Annotated in this window: 7 protein-coding genes; all 7 read left to right on the top strand. The window is 49.6% G+C overall.

The window, feature by feature from the left end:
• Positions 1-2,113 (top strand): right-handed parallel beta-helix repeat-containing protein (locus DR864_RS29495; RefSeq protein ID WP_162794311.1); only part of this gene is annotated, 2,113 nt, incomplete at its 5' end.
• Between the two features lie 75 nt (positions 2,114-2,188).
• On the top strand, positions 2,189-2,302 hold the full coding sequence (locus tag DR864_RS30600; protein WP_114070740.1) for a T9SS type A sorting domain-containing protein: 114 nt from the start codon (positions 2,189-2,191) through the stop codon (positions 2,300-2,302).
• A gap of 225 nt (positions 2,303-2,527) precedes the next feature.
• Positions 2,528-4,288, top strand: coding sequence for a hypothetical protein (locus DR864_RS29485; RefSeq protein ID WP_114070738.1), 1,761 nt, complete (start codon positions 2,528-2,530; stop codon positions 4,286-4,288).
• A gap of 346 nt (positions 4,289-4,634) precedes the next feature.
• Complete coding sequence (locus tag DR864_RS29475; RefSeq protein ID WP_114070736.1) at positions 4,635-4,820, top strand: hypothetical protein; 186 nt, start codon at positions 4,635-4,637, stop codon at positions 4,818-4,820.
• Positions 4,817-14,611, top strand: a complete 9,795-nt coding sequence (locus tag DR864_RS29470) for a DUF8696 domain-containing protein (protein ID WP_114070735.1) — start codon at positions 4,817-4,819, stop codon at positions 14,609-14,611. Before DR864_RS29475 ends, DR864_RS29470 begins: the two co-directional genes overlap by 4 nt.
• A gap of 15 nt (positions 14,612-14,626) precedes the next feature.
• Positions 14,627-14,980 carry a LytR/AlgR family response regulator transcription factor gene (locus DR864_RS29465; protein ID WP_114070734.1) on the top strand — a complete coding sequence of 118 codons (354 nt, stop codon included), beginning with the start codon at positions 14,627-14,629 and terminating at the stop codon, positions 14,978-14,980.
• A 208-nt stretch (positions 14,981-15,188) separates the two neighbouring features.
• Complete coding sequence (locus DR864_RS29460) at positions 15,189-17,621, top strand: TonB-dependent receptor domain-containing protein (RefSeq protein WP_114070733.1); 2,433 nt, start codon at positions 15,189-15,191, stop codon at positions 17,619-17,621.
• The last annotated feature ends 19 nt before the right edge of the window (positions 17,622-17,640 follow it).

The raw sequence follows: 17,640 nt of genomic DNA, 5'->3' as shown, positions 1-17,640 counted from the left end.
CACTTCACCCGCATTGAGTTTAACGGTGAATGCCGTTCCGAATGCGCCTGCCACCCCAACGGCCACGGTGACGCAACAACCCACCTGCACAACTCCGACGGGCACGATTATGATTACAGCTCCCACGGGCGGAAGTATCCAATACAGCGTCGGCGGGGCTTACCAAACCTCAGCCACCTTTGCCAATTTGTCGCCTTACACGTATCAGGTCACGGCCCAAAACACGGCTACGGGTTGTACCTCAAAACCGCTGAGTTTGACGGTCAATTCTGTACCGAACGCACCAATGATTTCGGAGGTAATACTGACACAACCTACCTGTGCAGTGCCCACGGGAACCGCACAGATCAATGCCACTAGCAATTTGCCTTTACAGTATTCAAAAAATGGTACCGTTTGGCAAAGCAGTAATAGTTTCAGTGGGTTAACGCCCGCTGCCTACACTTTCCAAGTCCGCACCACAGCAGACACAACATGTGTAACTACCAGTGCTTCACAAACCATTAACGTAGTTCCTGTCCCAAGTGCAACAATCAATTATGCAGGATCTCCATATACAAATTCTGGGATAGCTTCCGTTACTTTAACGGGGATAATGGGCGGAATTTTTAGCTCAACACCAGGATTATTACTCAATGCCAGCACAGGTGAAGTCAATTTAGCCGGAAGTATCCCTGACAACTATATTGTCACTTATACGATTGCGGCAAGTGGGGTCTGTCCTGCTTTTGAAACCACTGATACTCTGCAAATTCTCACTAAGACGACACTGATTTTTGTCAACATAGCTAATACTAATCCTGTCCAGAACGGTGCAAGTTGGTTAACGGCTTATGCGAATTTGCAATCAGGCTTGAGCGCCGCCGCCGCCTTAACAGACTCCAACATACAGGTGTGGGTAGCACAGGGTAACTATAAACCTGGCACGTCGCGTAGTGATGTTTTCGAGATTCCTTCTAATGTACACGTTTATGGCGGTTTTGCGGGAACAGAAACGGATTTATCTGAGCGTAACTGGAAGACTCACCCCGTGATTTTGAGCGGAGAGATCGGTGGACCGCAACTCAATGATAATAGCAATCACGTGGTAGTGTTCCGAGGAACGGATTCGCTGACCCGTCTGGACGGATTCCGCATCGAGAAAGGTTTTGCTGAATTCGTGGGTATCACTCAGGATACAGACCTCAACGACCCAGCAGTGCTGGCCTCGGGCGGGGGGATTTTGGCGATTAATAAGAGTAAAGGGCTGATCACCAATTGTATCATCACTGACAACCGGGCGGTGGGAGGCGGGGGTATGATGCTTCGCGATAGCAGCCACATGCGCATCACTCAAAGTATCATTTTTGGCAATGAAGCTACCTTCGGGGGCGCAGTTTATGTGTTGGGAGGTAGTAGACCCTATTTTGAGAACGTACTGATGGTCATTAACAAAGGGTTAGGAGGCGGTCTGTACGTCAATGGCAGTCAACCATTGCTGGTGAATACTACTATCGCATCCAACAAGGATGATGGAAAAAATGCGGGGGGTATTTACAACGCCAATTCAGTAACTACGGTAAAAAACAGTATATTATGGGGTAACTCACCGTTACAGTCTACCTTGGGTAGCAATATTACCTATAGCACGGTGGAAGGGGGCTATACTGGAGTGGGCAATAGCAACCAGAATCCGCAGTTTGTCAATCCGAATGCTAACGGGCTTGCTCCAATGGGCACGTTGGGGGATTACCACTTGCTCCCTTGCTCGCCAGCCATTAACGGGGGCGATAATTCAGTCGCACCGAATGTAGATCTGGAGGGCAATCTGCGTCCTTATCCTGTAGGGTTGGGCATTGTAGATCGTGGGGTGTATGAAAGCCAGAGCAGTGGAAGCAGCGGGCCAGCGAATCTGACGGTGACGGAAAACATTACATCGGGCACGGTACTAAAGGCGGCCGATAAGATCGTGGCCACCAATCAGGTGTCGGGGGCAACGGTGGTATATCAGGCAACCAAATCGGTGACGCTGAATCCCGGCTTCAGTGCTACGGCGGGAGCAGGCAACAGTTTTCAGGCCTTTATCGGTGGTTGTAACACAGCGGCCGTTACAGGCAGTCAGGCTCAAAAGTAATGCTTAATAATTCTTTTTTTCTCGATTCTCAACCTTTTGAAAGCGCGGTAATGCTGCCGCGCTTTTGTACCGGAAATCAACACTCACCAAGAAGAGTTTAACGTCAGCGAAATGGCCAACGGGATGTATTTCCTCAAAATCAATACAGCTGATAAACAGGCAACGCTGAAAGTAGTGAAGGTGCAGTAAAAACAAGTCGGTTCCTCTCGCTTTGAAAAGTCCTGTTACCTCTCAATTGGTAGCAGGACTTTTGGGTAGTTTTGAATAATATGAATGATAAAATATAAAAAAACCGTTCTAATTTTGCCCTGAACGGAAAGGTTTCAACGACATTCATTGATCAACCCTTGGCAATTGACTAACGCAGTGAGAATAAGCATAATTTATAGTAAAAACAGCGTTTCGCTCTTTTTAATGTTTGTTCTTTCATGGTTCCAAACCAACTACACCCATGCCCAAGATTTACGGCATCCCGAAAAGTACGTCCAAATCTACGACTTGGCCTATCAACATCCTTACCCCAAGCGTTGGGATGTGATAGATTCCATCCGCAGCAGTACTTTTACAAATCTTGAGACCAAAGAAGGCTATTTATTTAGGGTGGCGATTGTGGAGTCAGCGGCCAACCGACACCATGACGAGAAGGCCTATTTGATTGCACAATTATCGAAAATGGACTATTTGCAACGAAGCAGTAAAGTGCCTTACCAAGCCTTTGAGCAATGGTACAACCACTGCATCGCCGAAGCCGATCGAATCAATTTCGACGCTATTAAGGGGAGTTTTGCTTTTTTGTACAGTGCCAACCTGAGACTCAATTATCAGCAGGATGTGCTTTCTCTGTATTATTTAAACCGAGCGATTGCCTATTTCTATGTGGCAAAAATGATCAGTCCTTACAAAAAAGGGCTGTTTTTTAGTGGTGCAACCCGAGTCTTTTACCAATTTGACGACTTTGCTAGTGCCATTCAATACGGAAAAGAAGTAGAAAAATACAACATAGACAAAACCGAACAATTCCTGACCTTGGATGTAGTAGGAATGGCTTATTTAAAACGCCGAAACTACGATTCGGCACTCGTGTATTTTGATAAAGCCCTGCACATGTTTCAGGCAGAATTTGCCGACGAGAAAACCAAACAGGGCTGGTACGGCATTTTGACGGGCAACAAAGCCCACGTTTACAAAGCCATCGGTCAATTTGACACCGCCATCAATTACTACAAAATAGGCATTGAAGATACCTACAAGCACAAGCTATGGGACAATACCTGCAGGTTTGCCGTTGCGCTGGCCGATTTGTACTTAACCCAAAACAAAGTAGCCGAAGCCACCAAGCTCATTGCCGTAGCCAAGCAAACCACCCAAAGCCAAGGCAATGAGTCAGATAAGTATCAATTGCACCAATTTCTCGGCAAATACTATACACGGGTGGGCAATATGCCCTTGGTGATAGCCCACAAAGACTCCACCCAATACTGGGCGAGCATTTTGGAAAAGCGCCGGGGCAAAAACGTGCAAATTCAGGCCGATTTAAAGCTCGAAACCGAGCGGCGACAAAACGCAGAAACAACCCTCAATGAAAATATCCGCCAACAAAAAGTAAATAGAGTCATTGCCATTGTCATGGTGGTGTTGTTGACTGCCGTCGCTTTTGTGTTGATTCTGCGCTACCAATTGCTGATGAAAGTAAAGGAAAAAGAGTTGAAAATTCAACAACAGGAGGCCGAACGGAAACTACTGCTCGAACAGGAAAAAGCCAAGCAAGAACAGCTCGTAGCACAGCTAAAACTAGACGAGTTTACCAACATCATTATCGCCAAAAACAAACAAATTGAGTTGTTGCTTTCCGAAAACGACGACGCCCAAACGACCGCGGGTATTCAACAACTGCAAAACAACACCCTCCTTACCGAGGAACAATGGCTCAGTTTTAAGGCCCTTTTTGAGCAAGTACACACGGGCTATTTACAACGATTAAAAGAAAAAATCCCTGGCATTTCGCCCGCCGAAATCCGTTTTATGGCCTTGGCCAAACTCCAACTCAACACCCGGGAAATGGCATCCTCGCTGGGGGTGTCGGTCAATGCCGTGCGCAACGTATGGTTTCGGCTCCGAAAGAAAATAGACCTGCCCGAAGACGCCACCTGGCACGACTTAGCCAATCAAATTTAGCCCTTCACTCGGATTCTCAATAATCTTATATTGCTAAGTGTAAGCTCACTATCAGCGGTTAACTGTCCTACCCTCATGGGCTTGTAGGAAAAGCCTTTGAAATCCCCTTCTCCTGCAAGGAGAAGAGTTAGGGGCGGTGCGCCGCTGAGATGAGGTTGAATTGTACCTTCACTCGATTTAAAATTCACTTCTCTACGGCTGAATTTTTATTAGTAAAAAATGCCTCTAAGCTTTTTAGAGGCATTTTTTACTTTTCAATTCATTGTAAGTCAATACATTATAATTTGTGATGTTTTTGTGATGCTCCAAATTTGGTGCTTTTGTGCATAGTTTCTAACCTTAGGACATGAACCTTTTTATCAAAATCAAATACGCACTTTATAAGGGATGGTGGCTACTGCTGTTGGCCGTGGCCTTGTTGGCTTGTCTTGCCATTTGGTGGTATTTTGATGAGAAAATTGAACAACTCACCCCCACCCCCGCCGCCGCCGCCGCCGCCGCCGTTCAGGCCTCAAAAAACAAAACCTTATGAAACACAAACTACTAACAATCTTCTTGATTTTAAGCAATCTGTTGCCCTTGCATAGTCAGGCGCAAACAGTTCCTGAGATATTATATATACGCACCGTAATGAATGTTCAGGGTTGTGCTGGTTCAGAAACTGGTGATGTAGCAATCATTTGGTCAAATGCTCTCCAAAACTTAACGGTAACCCGTACTTTTTATACCAATCCTAACTGTGAGGGAGAACCTGCCTTGACCAATACGTTTGAGGTAGTGCCTCCTGGATTGATTACTGGCGCGCCGTTGAAAATAACATTACCGCAAGGTATGCGAAGTTGTAAATTCAATGTAGTATCTCAAGCTTCGAATGTAAGTGTAAGTAGTGATTGTATTCCGCTCACGGTCACTCCGGCCCCCACCCGCCTTTACGTGAACGCTACCGCCACGGGTGCAAATACGGGCTTGACGTGGACCGATGCTTTTACCGATTTGCAATCGGCACTCAATTATTCTTGCAATAGCAACTTAACAGAAATCTGGGTAGCGGCGGGTACCTACAAGCCCACCTCCGGCACCGACCGCAATGCTGCCTTTGTGATGAAAAACGGCGTGGCCATCTACGGCGGCTTTCCGAATACGGGTGACCCTACCCTAACCGACCGCAACTGGAACACCAACGTGACCATCCTCAGCGGTGAAATCGGTGCGGCTGGCATAGCGGACAATTCCTATCGGGTCATCAACAACGCCTTCACTTTAAGTAGTCCCCTTACAAACACGGCCATATTGGACGGCTTCACCCTTGAGGCTGCCAATGCAAATGGAGCTTTTCCACTTAACCTTGGCGGTGGTATGTGGAATGCCAATGCCTCGCCCACTATCAGAAACTGTACATTCAGAAACAACTTTGCAGGGGCGGGTGCTTGTATGTTCAACGACAACTCATCGCTCACTGCCACCAATTGCCTGTTCATCAACAATACCTGCTCCATCTCAGGTGCCGCCATTTCATGTGGTGGCGGTTCTGCCAACGTTAAGGTGATCAATTGCACATTTTATGGCAACTCCGGCGGCACTACCATAGAAAATCAATCCAATGCCAGCTACACCAACTGTATTGTATGGGGTAATAGCGGCGGTATTAATGGCGGTAACGTGACCTACTCTATTGTACAGGGCGGCTACACGGGCACGGGCAACCTGAACGCCGACCCGCTCTTCGTCAACGCCGCATCGGGAGACCTTCGCCTGCAGCAATGTTCTCAGGCGATAGATGCAGGTACAAATACCAACGCCCCTTCAACCGACTTTGCAGGGAATGCTCGCCCCTTCAATGCCACGGGCGTGAGCAATGCCGATATGGGGGCGTATGAGTACCAATCTACGTATAATGTATGTGCCTGTACTAATATTACCGGAGGAATCGTGTACGTCAATGCTTCCGCTTCTGGAAGCAACAACGGAAGTACTTGGGCAAATGCTTTTACGGATTTACAAGCTGCACTTACCTTAGCCAGTACCTATCCCTCGTGCGTATCTCAAATCTGGGTCGCCGCAGGCACCTACAAGCCGACCACCGGCACCGACCGCACCATTTCCTTTGTGATGAAAAACGGCGTGGCCATCTACGGAGGCTTCCCGAATTCGGGCAACCCAACTTTTGCAGACAGAAACTGGGTGACGAATGTGACCACCCTCAGCGGGGACATCGGCACGGTGGGCAACAACAGTGACAACAGCTACAACGTTATCAATAACGATGGCAAGGGTTTAAATACTACCGCCGTCCTTGATGGGTTTACCATCTCGGGCGGAAATGCCAACCATCCCAGTAGTCAAGCTCAGTCTATGGGTGGTGGAATAAACAATACAGGTAGTAGCCCCACAATACAAAATTGTCTGATTAGTGATAACTCTGCCAATTTTGCTGGTGGAGGAATAGTACTACTTTCTACAGGCAGTACTAAGGCTCAGCTCACCAACTGTCTCTTTCGGAATAATACATCCTCCCAAGGAGGAGCTATATTTGTCCAGGATGCGAGTTGCATGTATGTGAACTGTGCATTTCAGAACAATAACAATACAGGTCAAAATAACTTTATTGGAACAGCTATACTATTCAATAATACGAGTACGAGTGGTATGAGTTCGCAGTTAATTAATTGCTCCTTTCGGGGGAATACGGGGTCAACCACCCTGCACAAGACTGGAAACAATCATGTGGTTGAACTAACCAACTGCGTTGTGTCGGGCAATGGTCTATTTACATTTTGGCTGGATGGGACGAATGAGCCTATTCTAATTTCGTATAGCCTGCTGGAGAGTGCCTCTAACCCAACGACTTACACGGCCACCAATAGTCTAACAACCAGTACCTCTCCCTTCATCAGCCCCACCTCTCTCGCCTTAGCAGCCTGCTCGCCCGCCATCAACGCGGGAGACCCAGCTACCACCTCTGCTACGGTGGGCAATGTGGACTTGGCGGGGGATCCACGCTTTTTCAACAACGGCAGGGTAGACATGGGGGCGTATGAATTTCAAGCGACCCTGCCGAACACAGTCCCCGGTGTATGGTTTGTCAATGCTTCGGTATCGGTATCGGGCAGCGGCAGGTCTTGGGATTGTGCCTTCAAAGATTTGCAGCAAGCCCTCGCCGCCGCCGGTTCGGGCGACCAAATCTGGGTCGCCGCCGGCACCTACAAGCCCACCTCCGGCACCGACCGCAATGCTGCCTTTGTGATGAAAAACGGCGTGGCCATCTACGGCGGCTTCTTTGGTAATGAAACGCAGCTTTCGCAAAGGAACTGGAACACCAACGTGACCATCCTCAGCGGTGAAATCGGTGCGGCTGGCATAGCGGACAATTCCTATCGGGTCATCAACAACACCTTCACTGCTAGTGCACCATTGGCCAGCTCTGCAATACTGGATGGTTTTACCGTGGAGGCGGCAAATGCCAACGGTGGGTTCCCGCTTAACCTTGGCGGTGGCATGTGGAACACCCACGCCTCGCCCACGGTCAGTAACTGTATTTTCAGGAACAACACAGCCGCCGCAGGTGGGGCTATGTTCAACGACAACTCCCAAGCAAGTGTGACCAACTGCCTGTTCATCGGCAACAGTTGCACCGTAGCGGGTGCGGCCATGTCCAATGGCGGTGGCACGGCTTCGGCCAGGGTCACCAACTGCACCTTCTTTGGCAACATAGGCGGTAACAGCACGATAAGCAACGAGGTGAACGCAACCGCCATTACCAACTGCATCGTATGGGGCAATGCCACTGGCGTTTCGGGTGGCACGGTCACCTATTCCATCGTACAGGGTGGCTTCACTGGCACGGGCAACCTGAACGCCGACCCGCTCTTCGTCAACGCAGCGGGCGGCAACCTCCGCCTGCAAGCCTGCTCGCCCGCCATTGACGCGGGCAGCGATGCGGCCAATACCACCACCGCCGACCTCGGCGGCAATCCTCGCAAGTTTGAGTCCGTCCTGGGTGGGCAGATGATTGACATGGGGGCGTATGAATTTCAAGCGACCACACCGAACACAGTCCCCGGTGTATGGTTTGTCAATGCTTCGGTATCGGTATCGGGCAGCGGCAGGTCTTGGGATTGTGCCTTCAAAGATTTGCAGCAAGCCCTCGCCGCCGCCGGTTCGGGCGACCAAATCTGGGTCGCCGCCGGCACCTACAAACCGACCAGCAGCACCGACCGCACCATTTCCTTTGTGATGAAAAACGGCGTGGCCATTTACGGCGGTTTCCCGAATTCGGGCGACCCAACTTTTGCAGACCGGAACTGGGCGACCAACGTGACCACCCTCAGCGGCGACATCGGCACAGCGGGCAATAGCGTCGACAACAGCTACCACGTCATCTACAATTTTGATAACGGACTGGACGCCAATGCCATATTAGACGGGTTTACGATTAGCGGCGGCATTGCCAATGGGCAATCCAATACCATCAATGCCTTTGGAGGTGGCGTGTATAACAGAAACAGCAGCCCTGCTTTTTATAACTGCACATTCACTGGTAATTTAGCATCAGGCTTGGGCGGAGGCATGTTTAACCAATCTAGTTCTCCCACAGTGGTAAACTGCAACTTTACCGATAACTCGGCTAACAGCTCAGGCGGCGGGATGAGCAACTTACAGAGCTCCCCCAACATCACCAACGCCATCTTTACCGGTAACTCGGCTAGCTTTGGCGGCGGGATGTACAACTCAGAGAGCTCCCCCAACATCACCAACGCCATCTTTACCGGTAACTCGGCTAGCTTTGGCGGCGGGACTTACAATGCTATCGCGGCAAATCCGACCTTTACCAATTGCACCTTTACCGGTAATTCCGGCAAAGAAATTTATTACGGGGCCGGTTCGCCCACTTTCAATAATTGTATCATCTGGGGGCAAACAGATGTTTCTGGCAATTTCACCAATTGCATCATACAAGGTGGTTATACCGGATGCGCTAACTGCCCTAATGGAAATGGTAACGCCGATCCGCTCTTCATCAACGCAGCGGGCGGCAACTTCCGCCTGCAAGCCTGCTCCCCCGCCATTGATGCGGGCAGCGATGCGGCCAATACCACCACCGCCGACCTCGGCGGCAATCCCCGAAAGTTCGAGTCCGTCTCGGGTGGGCAGATGATTGACATGGGGGCGTATGAATTTCAAGCGACCCTACCGAACACAGTCCCCGGTGTATGGTTTGTCAATGCTTCGGTATCGGTATCGGGCAACGGCAGGTCTTGGGATTGTGCCTTCAAAGATTTGCAGCAAGCCCTCGCCGCCGCCGGTTCGGGCGACCAAATCTGGGTCGCCGCTGGTACGTACAAACCGACCAGCGGCACCAACCGCAGCATTTCCTTTGTGATGAAAAACGGCGTGGCCATCTACGGTGGCTTTCCCAATACGGGCAACCCTACCCTAACCGACCGCAACTGGGCGACCAACGAGACCATCCTCAGCGGCGACATTGGCACGGTGGGTGATATCACAGACAATTGCCGCAATGTCATCCGCAACGGAAATGCAATCAATAACACAGCTGTACTGGATGGTTTTGTAGTGACGGGCGGAAATGCGAATACAAGTGGTTTTAGTAGTGGAGGGGGCATGTACAACAATGGAATAGGTGGAAATTGTAATCCTACCGTCGTCAATTGCGTGTTTAAAAATAACTTTGCAAGGTCTGGTGGAGCGGTTGCGAACGAAGGGGATCAGGGCAGTAGCCAACCGACATTCACCAATTGTCTTTTCTTCGAAAATCAGGCAACCTACAACAGTTCATTTTCTCATGGTGGGGCAATGTGGACTTCCGGCAATGCAAATGTGACGATTACCAACTGCACCTTTGCCAACAACTCAGCACTGGGAGATGGAGGTGCTCTTTTTCAAGCATCAAATTTGGGTAGCCCTACTATCACCCTGCGCAATTGCATCTTCTGGGGCAACCAGGCAGCGGTTAGAGGGAACCAAATCAGGAATGGGTCTGCTTCCACGTTAAATATCTCCCACACGATACTGGAAGGAGGAATTGCGGCAATTAGCAATGGCGACAATGCCATCATCAACGATAACGGCAACAACGCTGCCGCCAACCCGCTCTTCGTCAACGCCGCGGGCGGCAACTTCCGCCTGCAAGCCTGCTCCCCCGCCATCAACGCGGGAGACCCAGCTACCACCTCTGCTACGGCGGGTAATGTGGACTTGGCGGGGAATCCACGCTTTTTCAATAGCGGTAGAGTAGATATGGGGGCGTATGAATACCAATTCGCGCCGCCCACCGCCCTTACCCCCACCGTGGGCAGCAACAACCCCATCACTTGCGGGGGCAACAACGGCAGCATTACCCTGAGCGGCTTCCTGAACAGTACCACGTACAGCGTTACCTACAAAAAAGACAACAACGACGTGGCCGCTGCCAACTTTACTTCCAGCGACGGCGGAGTCATCACCCTCACGGGCTTAGGCGCGGGCAGCTACACCCACATCGTGGCCACCTACGGGGCTTGCGTCAGCAACGCCGCTACCGCCACCCTCAACGACCCCGCCAAACCGTCGCTGACGCTGAGTACCATTCCCGCCATTTGCGCGGGAGCGATATCGTTTACTATTCCCTACACCAACCCCACCCAATCGCCCAATAAGTATTCGATTTCGGGAGTGGGTATTACGACCGTCAACGACGGAGATTTGACCAACCCCATCAGCGTCACTTTAAGCACAGGGGCTTCGGGGAGTTCGATTTCGTTTACTTTAACCCTCTCAAATACCACCACCAACTGCATTTCGGAGGAGATTATGGGGAGCGTGACGGTCAACCCCAACAGCTTGGGCGGAACGGTAGGCAACACCCAAACCATCTGCTCTGGCACAGCTCCCGCTGATTTGAGCCTGAGCAATCAAGTCGGCAACGTAGTCAAATGGCAAAAATCCTCTGACGCGGCCCTCAGCAGCCCCGTTGACATTGTTTCGACAAGTACAACCTTGACAAGTGCCACAATCGGCAACCTGACGGCCAATACGTATTTCCGGGCCGTCGTCAAAAGCGGCGTATGTGCCGAAGCATTTTCTGAGGCCGTTTTAATTACCGTCAATCCCGTCAGCGTAGGCGGAACTGTCAGCGCGGCCCAAACCATCTGCTCTGGTACTTCGCCCGCTGATTTGACATTGAGCGGCCAAACGGGCAGCGTCGTCAAATGGCAAAAATCCTCCGACGCGGCCTTCAGCAGCCCCGTTGACATTGTCTCCACAGAAACTACGCTGACAAGTGCCACAATCGGCAACCTGACGGCTAACACCTATTTCCGAGCCCTCGTCAAAAGCGGCGTATGTGCCGAAGCATTTTCTGAGGCCGTTTTGATCACCGTCAATCCCGTCAGCGTAGGCGGAACCCTAAGTGCGGCCCAAACCATCTGTGCAGGCACGGCTCCCGCTGATTTGAGCCTGAGTGGCCAAACGGGTAGCGTCATCAAATGGCAAAAATCCTCCGACGCGGCTTTCACCAGCCCCGTTGACATTGTCTCCACTGCTACAACCTTGACGAGTGCCACCATCGGCCACCTCACCACCAACACTTATTTCAGAGCCCTCGTCAAAAGCGGCGTATGTGCCGAAGCATTTTCTGAGGCCGTTTTGATCACCGTCAATCCCGTCAGCGCAGGCGGTACGGTAGGTTCGGCCCAAACCATCTGCTCGAGCACGGCTCCCGTCGATTTGAGCCTGAGCGGACAAACGGGCAACGTCGTCAAATGGCAAAAATCAACCGACATGGCTTTCAGCAGCCCCGTTGATATTGTTTCGACAAGTACAACCTTGACAAGTGTCACAATCGGCAACCTCACGACCAATACTTATTTCAGAGCCGTCGTTAAAAGCGGCGTATGTGCCGAAGCATTTTCTGAGGCCGTTTTGATCACCGTCAATCCCGTCAGCGCAGGCGGTACGGTAGGTTCGGCCCAAACCATCTGCTCGAGCACGGCTCCCGTCGATTTGAGCCTGAGCGGACAAACGGGCAACGTCGTCAAATGGCAAAAATCAACCGACATGGCTTTCAGCAGCCCCGTTGATATTGTTTCGACAAGTACAACCTTGACAAGTGTCACAATCGGCAACCTCACGACCAATACTTATTTCAGAGCCGTCGTTAAAAGCGGCGTCTGTGCCGAAGCATTTTCTGAGGCCGTTTTAATTACCGTCAATCCCGTCAGCGCAGGCGGAACCCTAAGCGCGGCCCAAACCATCTGCTCTGGCACCGCTCCCGCTGATTTGAGCCTGAGCGGTCAAACGGGTAGCCTCATCAAATGGCAAAAGTCAACTGACATGGCCTTCAGCAGCCCCGTTGACATTGTCTCCACAGAAACTACGCTGACGAGTGCCACCATCGGCAACCTGACGGTTAACACCTATTTCCGAGCCCTCGTCAAAAGCGGCGTCTGTGCCGAAGCATTTTCTGAGGCCGTTTTGATCACCGTCAATCCCGTCAGCGTAGGCGGAACCGTCAGCGCGGCCCAAACCATCTGCGCAGGCACGGCTCCCGCTGATTTGAGCCTGAGTGGCCAAACGGGCAGCGTCGTCAAATGGCAAAAATCCTCCGACGAGGCTTTCACCAGCCCCGTTGATATTGTCTCCACAGCGACAACCTTGACAAGTGCCACCATCGGCAACCTGACGGCAAACACCTATTTCCGAGCCCTCGTCAAAAGCGGTGTGTGCAGCAAAGCATTCTCTGAGGCCGTGTTGATCACGATTCTCAGCCCTGCCGTACCGACGGTGCAGAACGACACCATCGTTATCCCCAACCTCCCCTTTTCTCTGCGCGCCTCGGGATGCAGCGGTCCAAACGCGGCGGTCAACTGGTACTTAAGCAGCGACAATTCCCCCGTTGCCATGCCCGCCACCATTCTGTCTGCGGCCTCCTTTTATGCCCGTTGCCAACAAAGTTCCAGCCCCGTAACCTGCCTCTCCGACCCGTCCGCCAACGTCTTCGTCAAAGTCGTCAAACAGATCTTTGTCAATCAGGCCAACAAAGCCGTCATCAGAAACGGTAAATCATGGACCACCGCCTTCTCCGATCTCAAGATGGGGCTCGATACCGCCGCCCTGGCCTACGACGTCCCCGTCGAAGTGTGGGTCGCTAAGGGCACTTACAAACCCGGCACCCTGCGCCGAGATGTGTTCACCATCCCGTCCGGCGTGAAGGTCTACGGTGGGTTTGAAGGAAACGAAACGCTGTTGAGTCAGCAAAACCCAAAAAACCACCTGACCATCCTCAGCGGCGAGATCGGCGGCACCCAGCGCAATGACAACAGTAATCACGTAGTTTTGTTCCGAAGCACGGATTCACTGACCCGTCTGGACGGATTCCGCATCGAGAAAGGTTTTGCTGAATTCGTGGGTATCACTCAGGATACAGACCTCAACGACCCAGCAGTGCTGGCCTCGGGCGGGGGGATTTTGGCGATTAATAAGAGTAAAGGGCTGATCACCAATTGTATCATCACTGACAACCGGGCGGTGGGAGGCGGGGGTATGATGCTTCGCGATAGCAGCCACATGCGCATCACTCAAAGTATCATTTTTGGCAATGAAGCTACCTTCGGGGGCGCAGTTTATGTGTTGGGAGGTAGTAGACCCTATTTTGAGAACGTACTGATGGTCATTAACAAAGGGTTAGGAGGCGGTCTGTACGTCAATGGCAGTCAACCATTGCTGGTGAATACTACTATCGCATCCAACAAGGATGATGGAAAAAATGCGGGGGGTATTTACAACGCCAATTCAGTAACTACGGTAAAAAACAGTATATTATGGGGTAACTCACCGTTACAGTCTACCTTGGGTAGCAATATTACCTATAGCACGGTGGAAGGGGGCTATACTGGAGTGGGCAATAGCAACCAGAATCCGCAGTTTGTCAATCCGAATGCTAACGGGCTTGCTCCAATGGGCACGTTGGGGGATTACCACTTGCTCCCTTGCTCGCCAGCCATTAACGGGGGCGATAATTCAGTCGCACCGAATGTAGATCTGGAGGGCAATCTGCGTCCTTATCCTGTAGGGTTGGGCATTGTAGATCGTGGGGTGTATGAAAGCCAGAGCAGTGGAAGCAGCGGGCCAGCGAATCTGACGGTGACGGAAAACATTACATCGGGCACGGTACTAAAGGCGGCCGATAAGATCGTGGCCACCAATCAGGTGTCGGGGGCAACGGTGGTATATCAGGCAACCAAATCGGTGACGCTGAATCCCGGCTTCAGTGCTACGGCGGGAGCAGGTAATAGCTTTTTAGCATACATTGGCGGCTGCCCTTAACCTAACTAATCACGAATGAATCCAATTCTTTTTCTACAAGAAAGCGCGGTACAACTGCCGCGCTTTCATACCAAAGCAGGTGAACAGTTCATCGACCTTGTTCGCATTGTTTACCTCAAAGCCCAACTCAATTATACCGTATTTCAATTATCAGATGGGGAACAGGTAGTGACATCGTTATCTTTGGGTAGTTATGCGGCTTTATTGGAATCACAAGGTTTTATCAGAATTCATAAATCGTATTTGTTGAACCTGCACTACTTACAGCAATGTTCACTAAAGCCGAACCATCAATTGGTATTGCCCGACGGAAAGCGGGCGGTAATTGCCCGAAGGAGAAGATCGATGGTAAAAAAAATAATAAAATAAATTATTTTTAACAGCTACTTACCTGTAGAACTTTAGTCAAAGCAGTTTAACGGATGCTACAGAGCACTCAATAGGTGTATTATAACCAAACTTAATCTAAAAACACCTTGAAATATTGTTAAGAATCAGGCCTGTATTTAAAATACCGCTATAAAATTTAAAATTTCTTTAAAATTGGGAATCACCTTTAAGCCATAAATCTTACAATATGGCACAGAGACCCCAATTGATTTCATTGAAATGTACATTTTGGCTTGGCTTTTTACTGATGAGTCAAACGTCGCTTTTTGCCCAATACACCGCCGTTACTGTTTCGGGCATAGTCAAAGATTACCAAACCAAGGCCGTTATTCCTTTCGTCAATGTCATTATCAAAAATGCCCAAGACAGTTCTTTTGCCGCAGGAACCATCAGCGGCGATGACGGGCGTTTTACACTGGTAAAAATCAAACCCGGCAAGTATTTATTGCAATTTTCTTCCATAGGCTATGTCTCTGGGCAGCAACCGCTTTTTGTCGGAAATTTGTCAGAATTCATCGATTTAGGCATTATTGAACTGCAAACCGATACCCGTATGCTCAATGAAGTGGTCGTTACGGGACAGGCCGATGAAATTCAGGAAAAATTGGATAGGAAGACCTTTTCGGTGGAAAATAACATTTCCCAGAGCGGTGGGTCTATCTTGCAGGTAATGCAAAATCTGCCAGGAATTACGGTGCAGGAAGGCAAAGTCATGCTGCGCGGAAGCGATAAAGTGGCGGTGTTGGTCGATGGCAAACAAACCGCACTGACGGGTTTTGGCAGTCAGACAAGTCTGGACAACATTCCCGCCTCGGCCATTGACAAAATTGAAATAATCAATAATCCTTCCGCCAAATACGACGCCAACGGAAATGCGGGAATCATCAATATTATATTCAAAAAAAATAAGCAGGAGGGATTCAACGGCAAAGTGGGAATGATGGCGGGCTTGGGGGCGTTGTGGATAAAAAGAGGCAACCTGCCTGGTATTCGTTCTCAATTTCAAAATACCCCAAAACTTAATCCGTCGCTGGCGCTGAATTACCGTAAAAAGAATATCAACACTTTTTTTCAGGGCGATGTGTTGTACACACCAACGCTGAACAAAAACGAGTTTGTTACGCGTACCTACGATACAGGAGAAGTGATCAACCAACAAACCCAACGCAACCGAAAAACGACCATCAGCACATTACGCGCAGGAATGGATTGGACGATCAATCCCAATAACCTATTTACCATTTCGGGACTGTTCAGCAGTGAAAAGATTTTGGATGATGGCGATGAGCCTTTTTTCAATCAAACCCTGACGGAGCGCAAACGTCTGTGGCAATTTTTGGAAGATGAATTAAAAACCACCGTTACTGCGGCCTCTTCCTTTCAGCACAAATTCAATCAGCCTGGGCGCTTACTTAACTTTGGACTTAACTATACTTTTCACCGTGAAGATGAAAAATACTTTTTTACCAATATCATGCCCACCTTCACGGGTTTGGATGCGTTCAAACTACTTTCAGATGAGCATGTTATCGACTTTACAGTTGATTATTTGCGTCCGCTCAGATATGGTCGTTTGGAAGGGGGAATGAAATACCGCTGGCGGCAGATTCCCACCAATATGCAGTTTTTCCCGGGACAAAATTCACCCTTAGATGTCAACGCGGGAGGAAAGGCTACTTACGAAGAAAATATTCCAGCACTGTACGGCAATTACGTCTATGAGAACACAAAGGTAGAACTGGAGGCGGGACTTCGTATGGAATACGTGGATGTTCGCTACCTTGTCGACCCCAATCACAACACCTATAAAAGTGACGGCTATAACTACACACAGCCGTTTCCAAACTTACGGGTGGCTTATAAAATCAATGAAAGCAATAAAATTTCTTTGTTTTTGAATCGCCGCGTAGATCGACCCAATGAAGTAGATATTCGGGTATTTCCCAAGTACGATGACGCCGAAATCATCAAAGTGGGAAATCCCGCTTTAGCGCCACAGTTTACTAACACATTGGAACTGGGTTACAAAACCAATCTAGCAAAAGGCTACCTGTACATGGCTGCCTATCATCGTATGGCAAAGGGTACCATTACCCGCATTGCGAGCATCGTTTCTGGTAGTACATTAATCTATTCTATTATGCAAAACGCTGGCAAAAGCTACAATACAGGGCTAGAATTGATGTGGTCGCAGGAGATGTCCAAATGGTTTTCGTTTAACCTGAACCTTAACGGTTACCGTAATCAAATAAATGCGTTCAGTGTAATTACCCAATATCCTTCATTGAATACATTTAACGCGCCTACCGAGCAACTTCTATCGGGCAATGTAAAATGGAATGGCCTGTTTCGTTTACCAAAACAAATTGATCTGCAAATAACCGCCGTTTACTTAGCCCCCGATTTGATTCCCCAAGGAAAAATAGGGGAGCGTTTTTCGTTGGATATGGGTATAAAAAAGTCAATGCAGAACGGTAAACGGGAGTTTTACCTCAATGCCACCGACCTGCTGAACACAATGCAAATTAAAAAAAACATCCAAGGTGCCGGTTTTAACTATATTAGTACAGACTATTACGAAACCCAAGTGGTTAGAGTAGGCTATAACTATAAATTTTAATGGAACCAGAACGCGAGGC

The sequence above is a fragment of the Runella rosea genome, assembly GCF_003325355.1.
Classification (GTDB): Bacteria; Bacteroidota; Bacteroidia; order Cytophagales; family Spirosomataceae; genus Runella; species Runella rosea.
The sequence above is the reverse complement of the archived record's forward strand: the minus strand, read 5'-3'. Positions and strand labels throughout refer to the sequence as shown.

What these genes read in the sequence shown, in the direction of transcription:
- DR864_RS29470 (WP_114070735.1), top strand. Translation starts at nt 4,817, where the DNA reads ATGAAACACAAACTACTAACAATCTTCTTGATTTTAAGCAATCTGTTG.
- DR864_RS29465 (WP_114070734.1), top strand. Translation starts at nt 14,627, where the DNA reads ATGAATCCAATTCTTTTTCTACAAGAAAGCGCGGTACAACTGCCGCGC.
- DR864_RS29485 (WP_114070738.1), top strand. Translation starts at nt 2,528, where the DNA reads ATGTTTGTTCTTTCATGGTTCCAAACCAACTACACCCATGCCCAAGAT.
- DR864_RS29460 (WP_114070733.1), top strand. Translation starts at nt 15,189, where the DNA reads ATGGCACAGAGACCCCAATTGATTTCATTGAAATGTACATTTTGGCTT.
- DR864_RS29475 (WP_114070736.1), top strand. Translation starts at nt 4,635, where the DNA reads ATGAACCTTTTTATCAAAATCAAATACGCACTTTATAAGGGATGGTGG.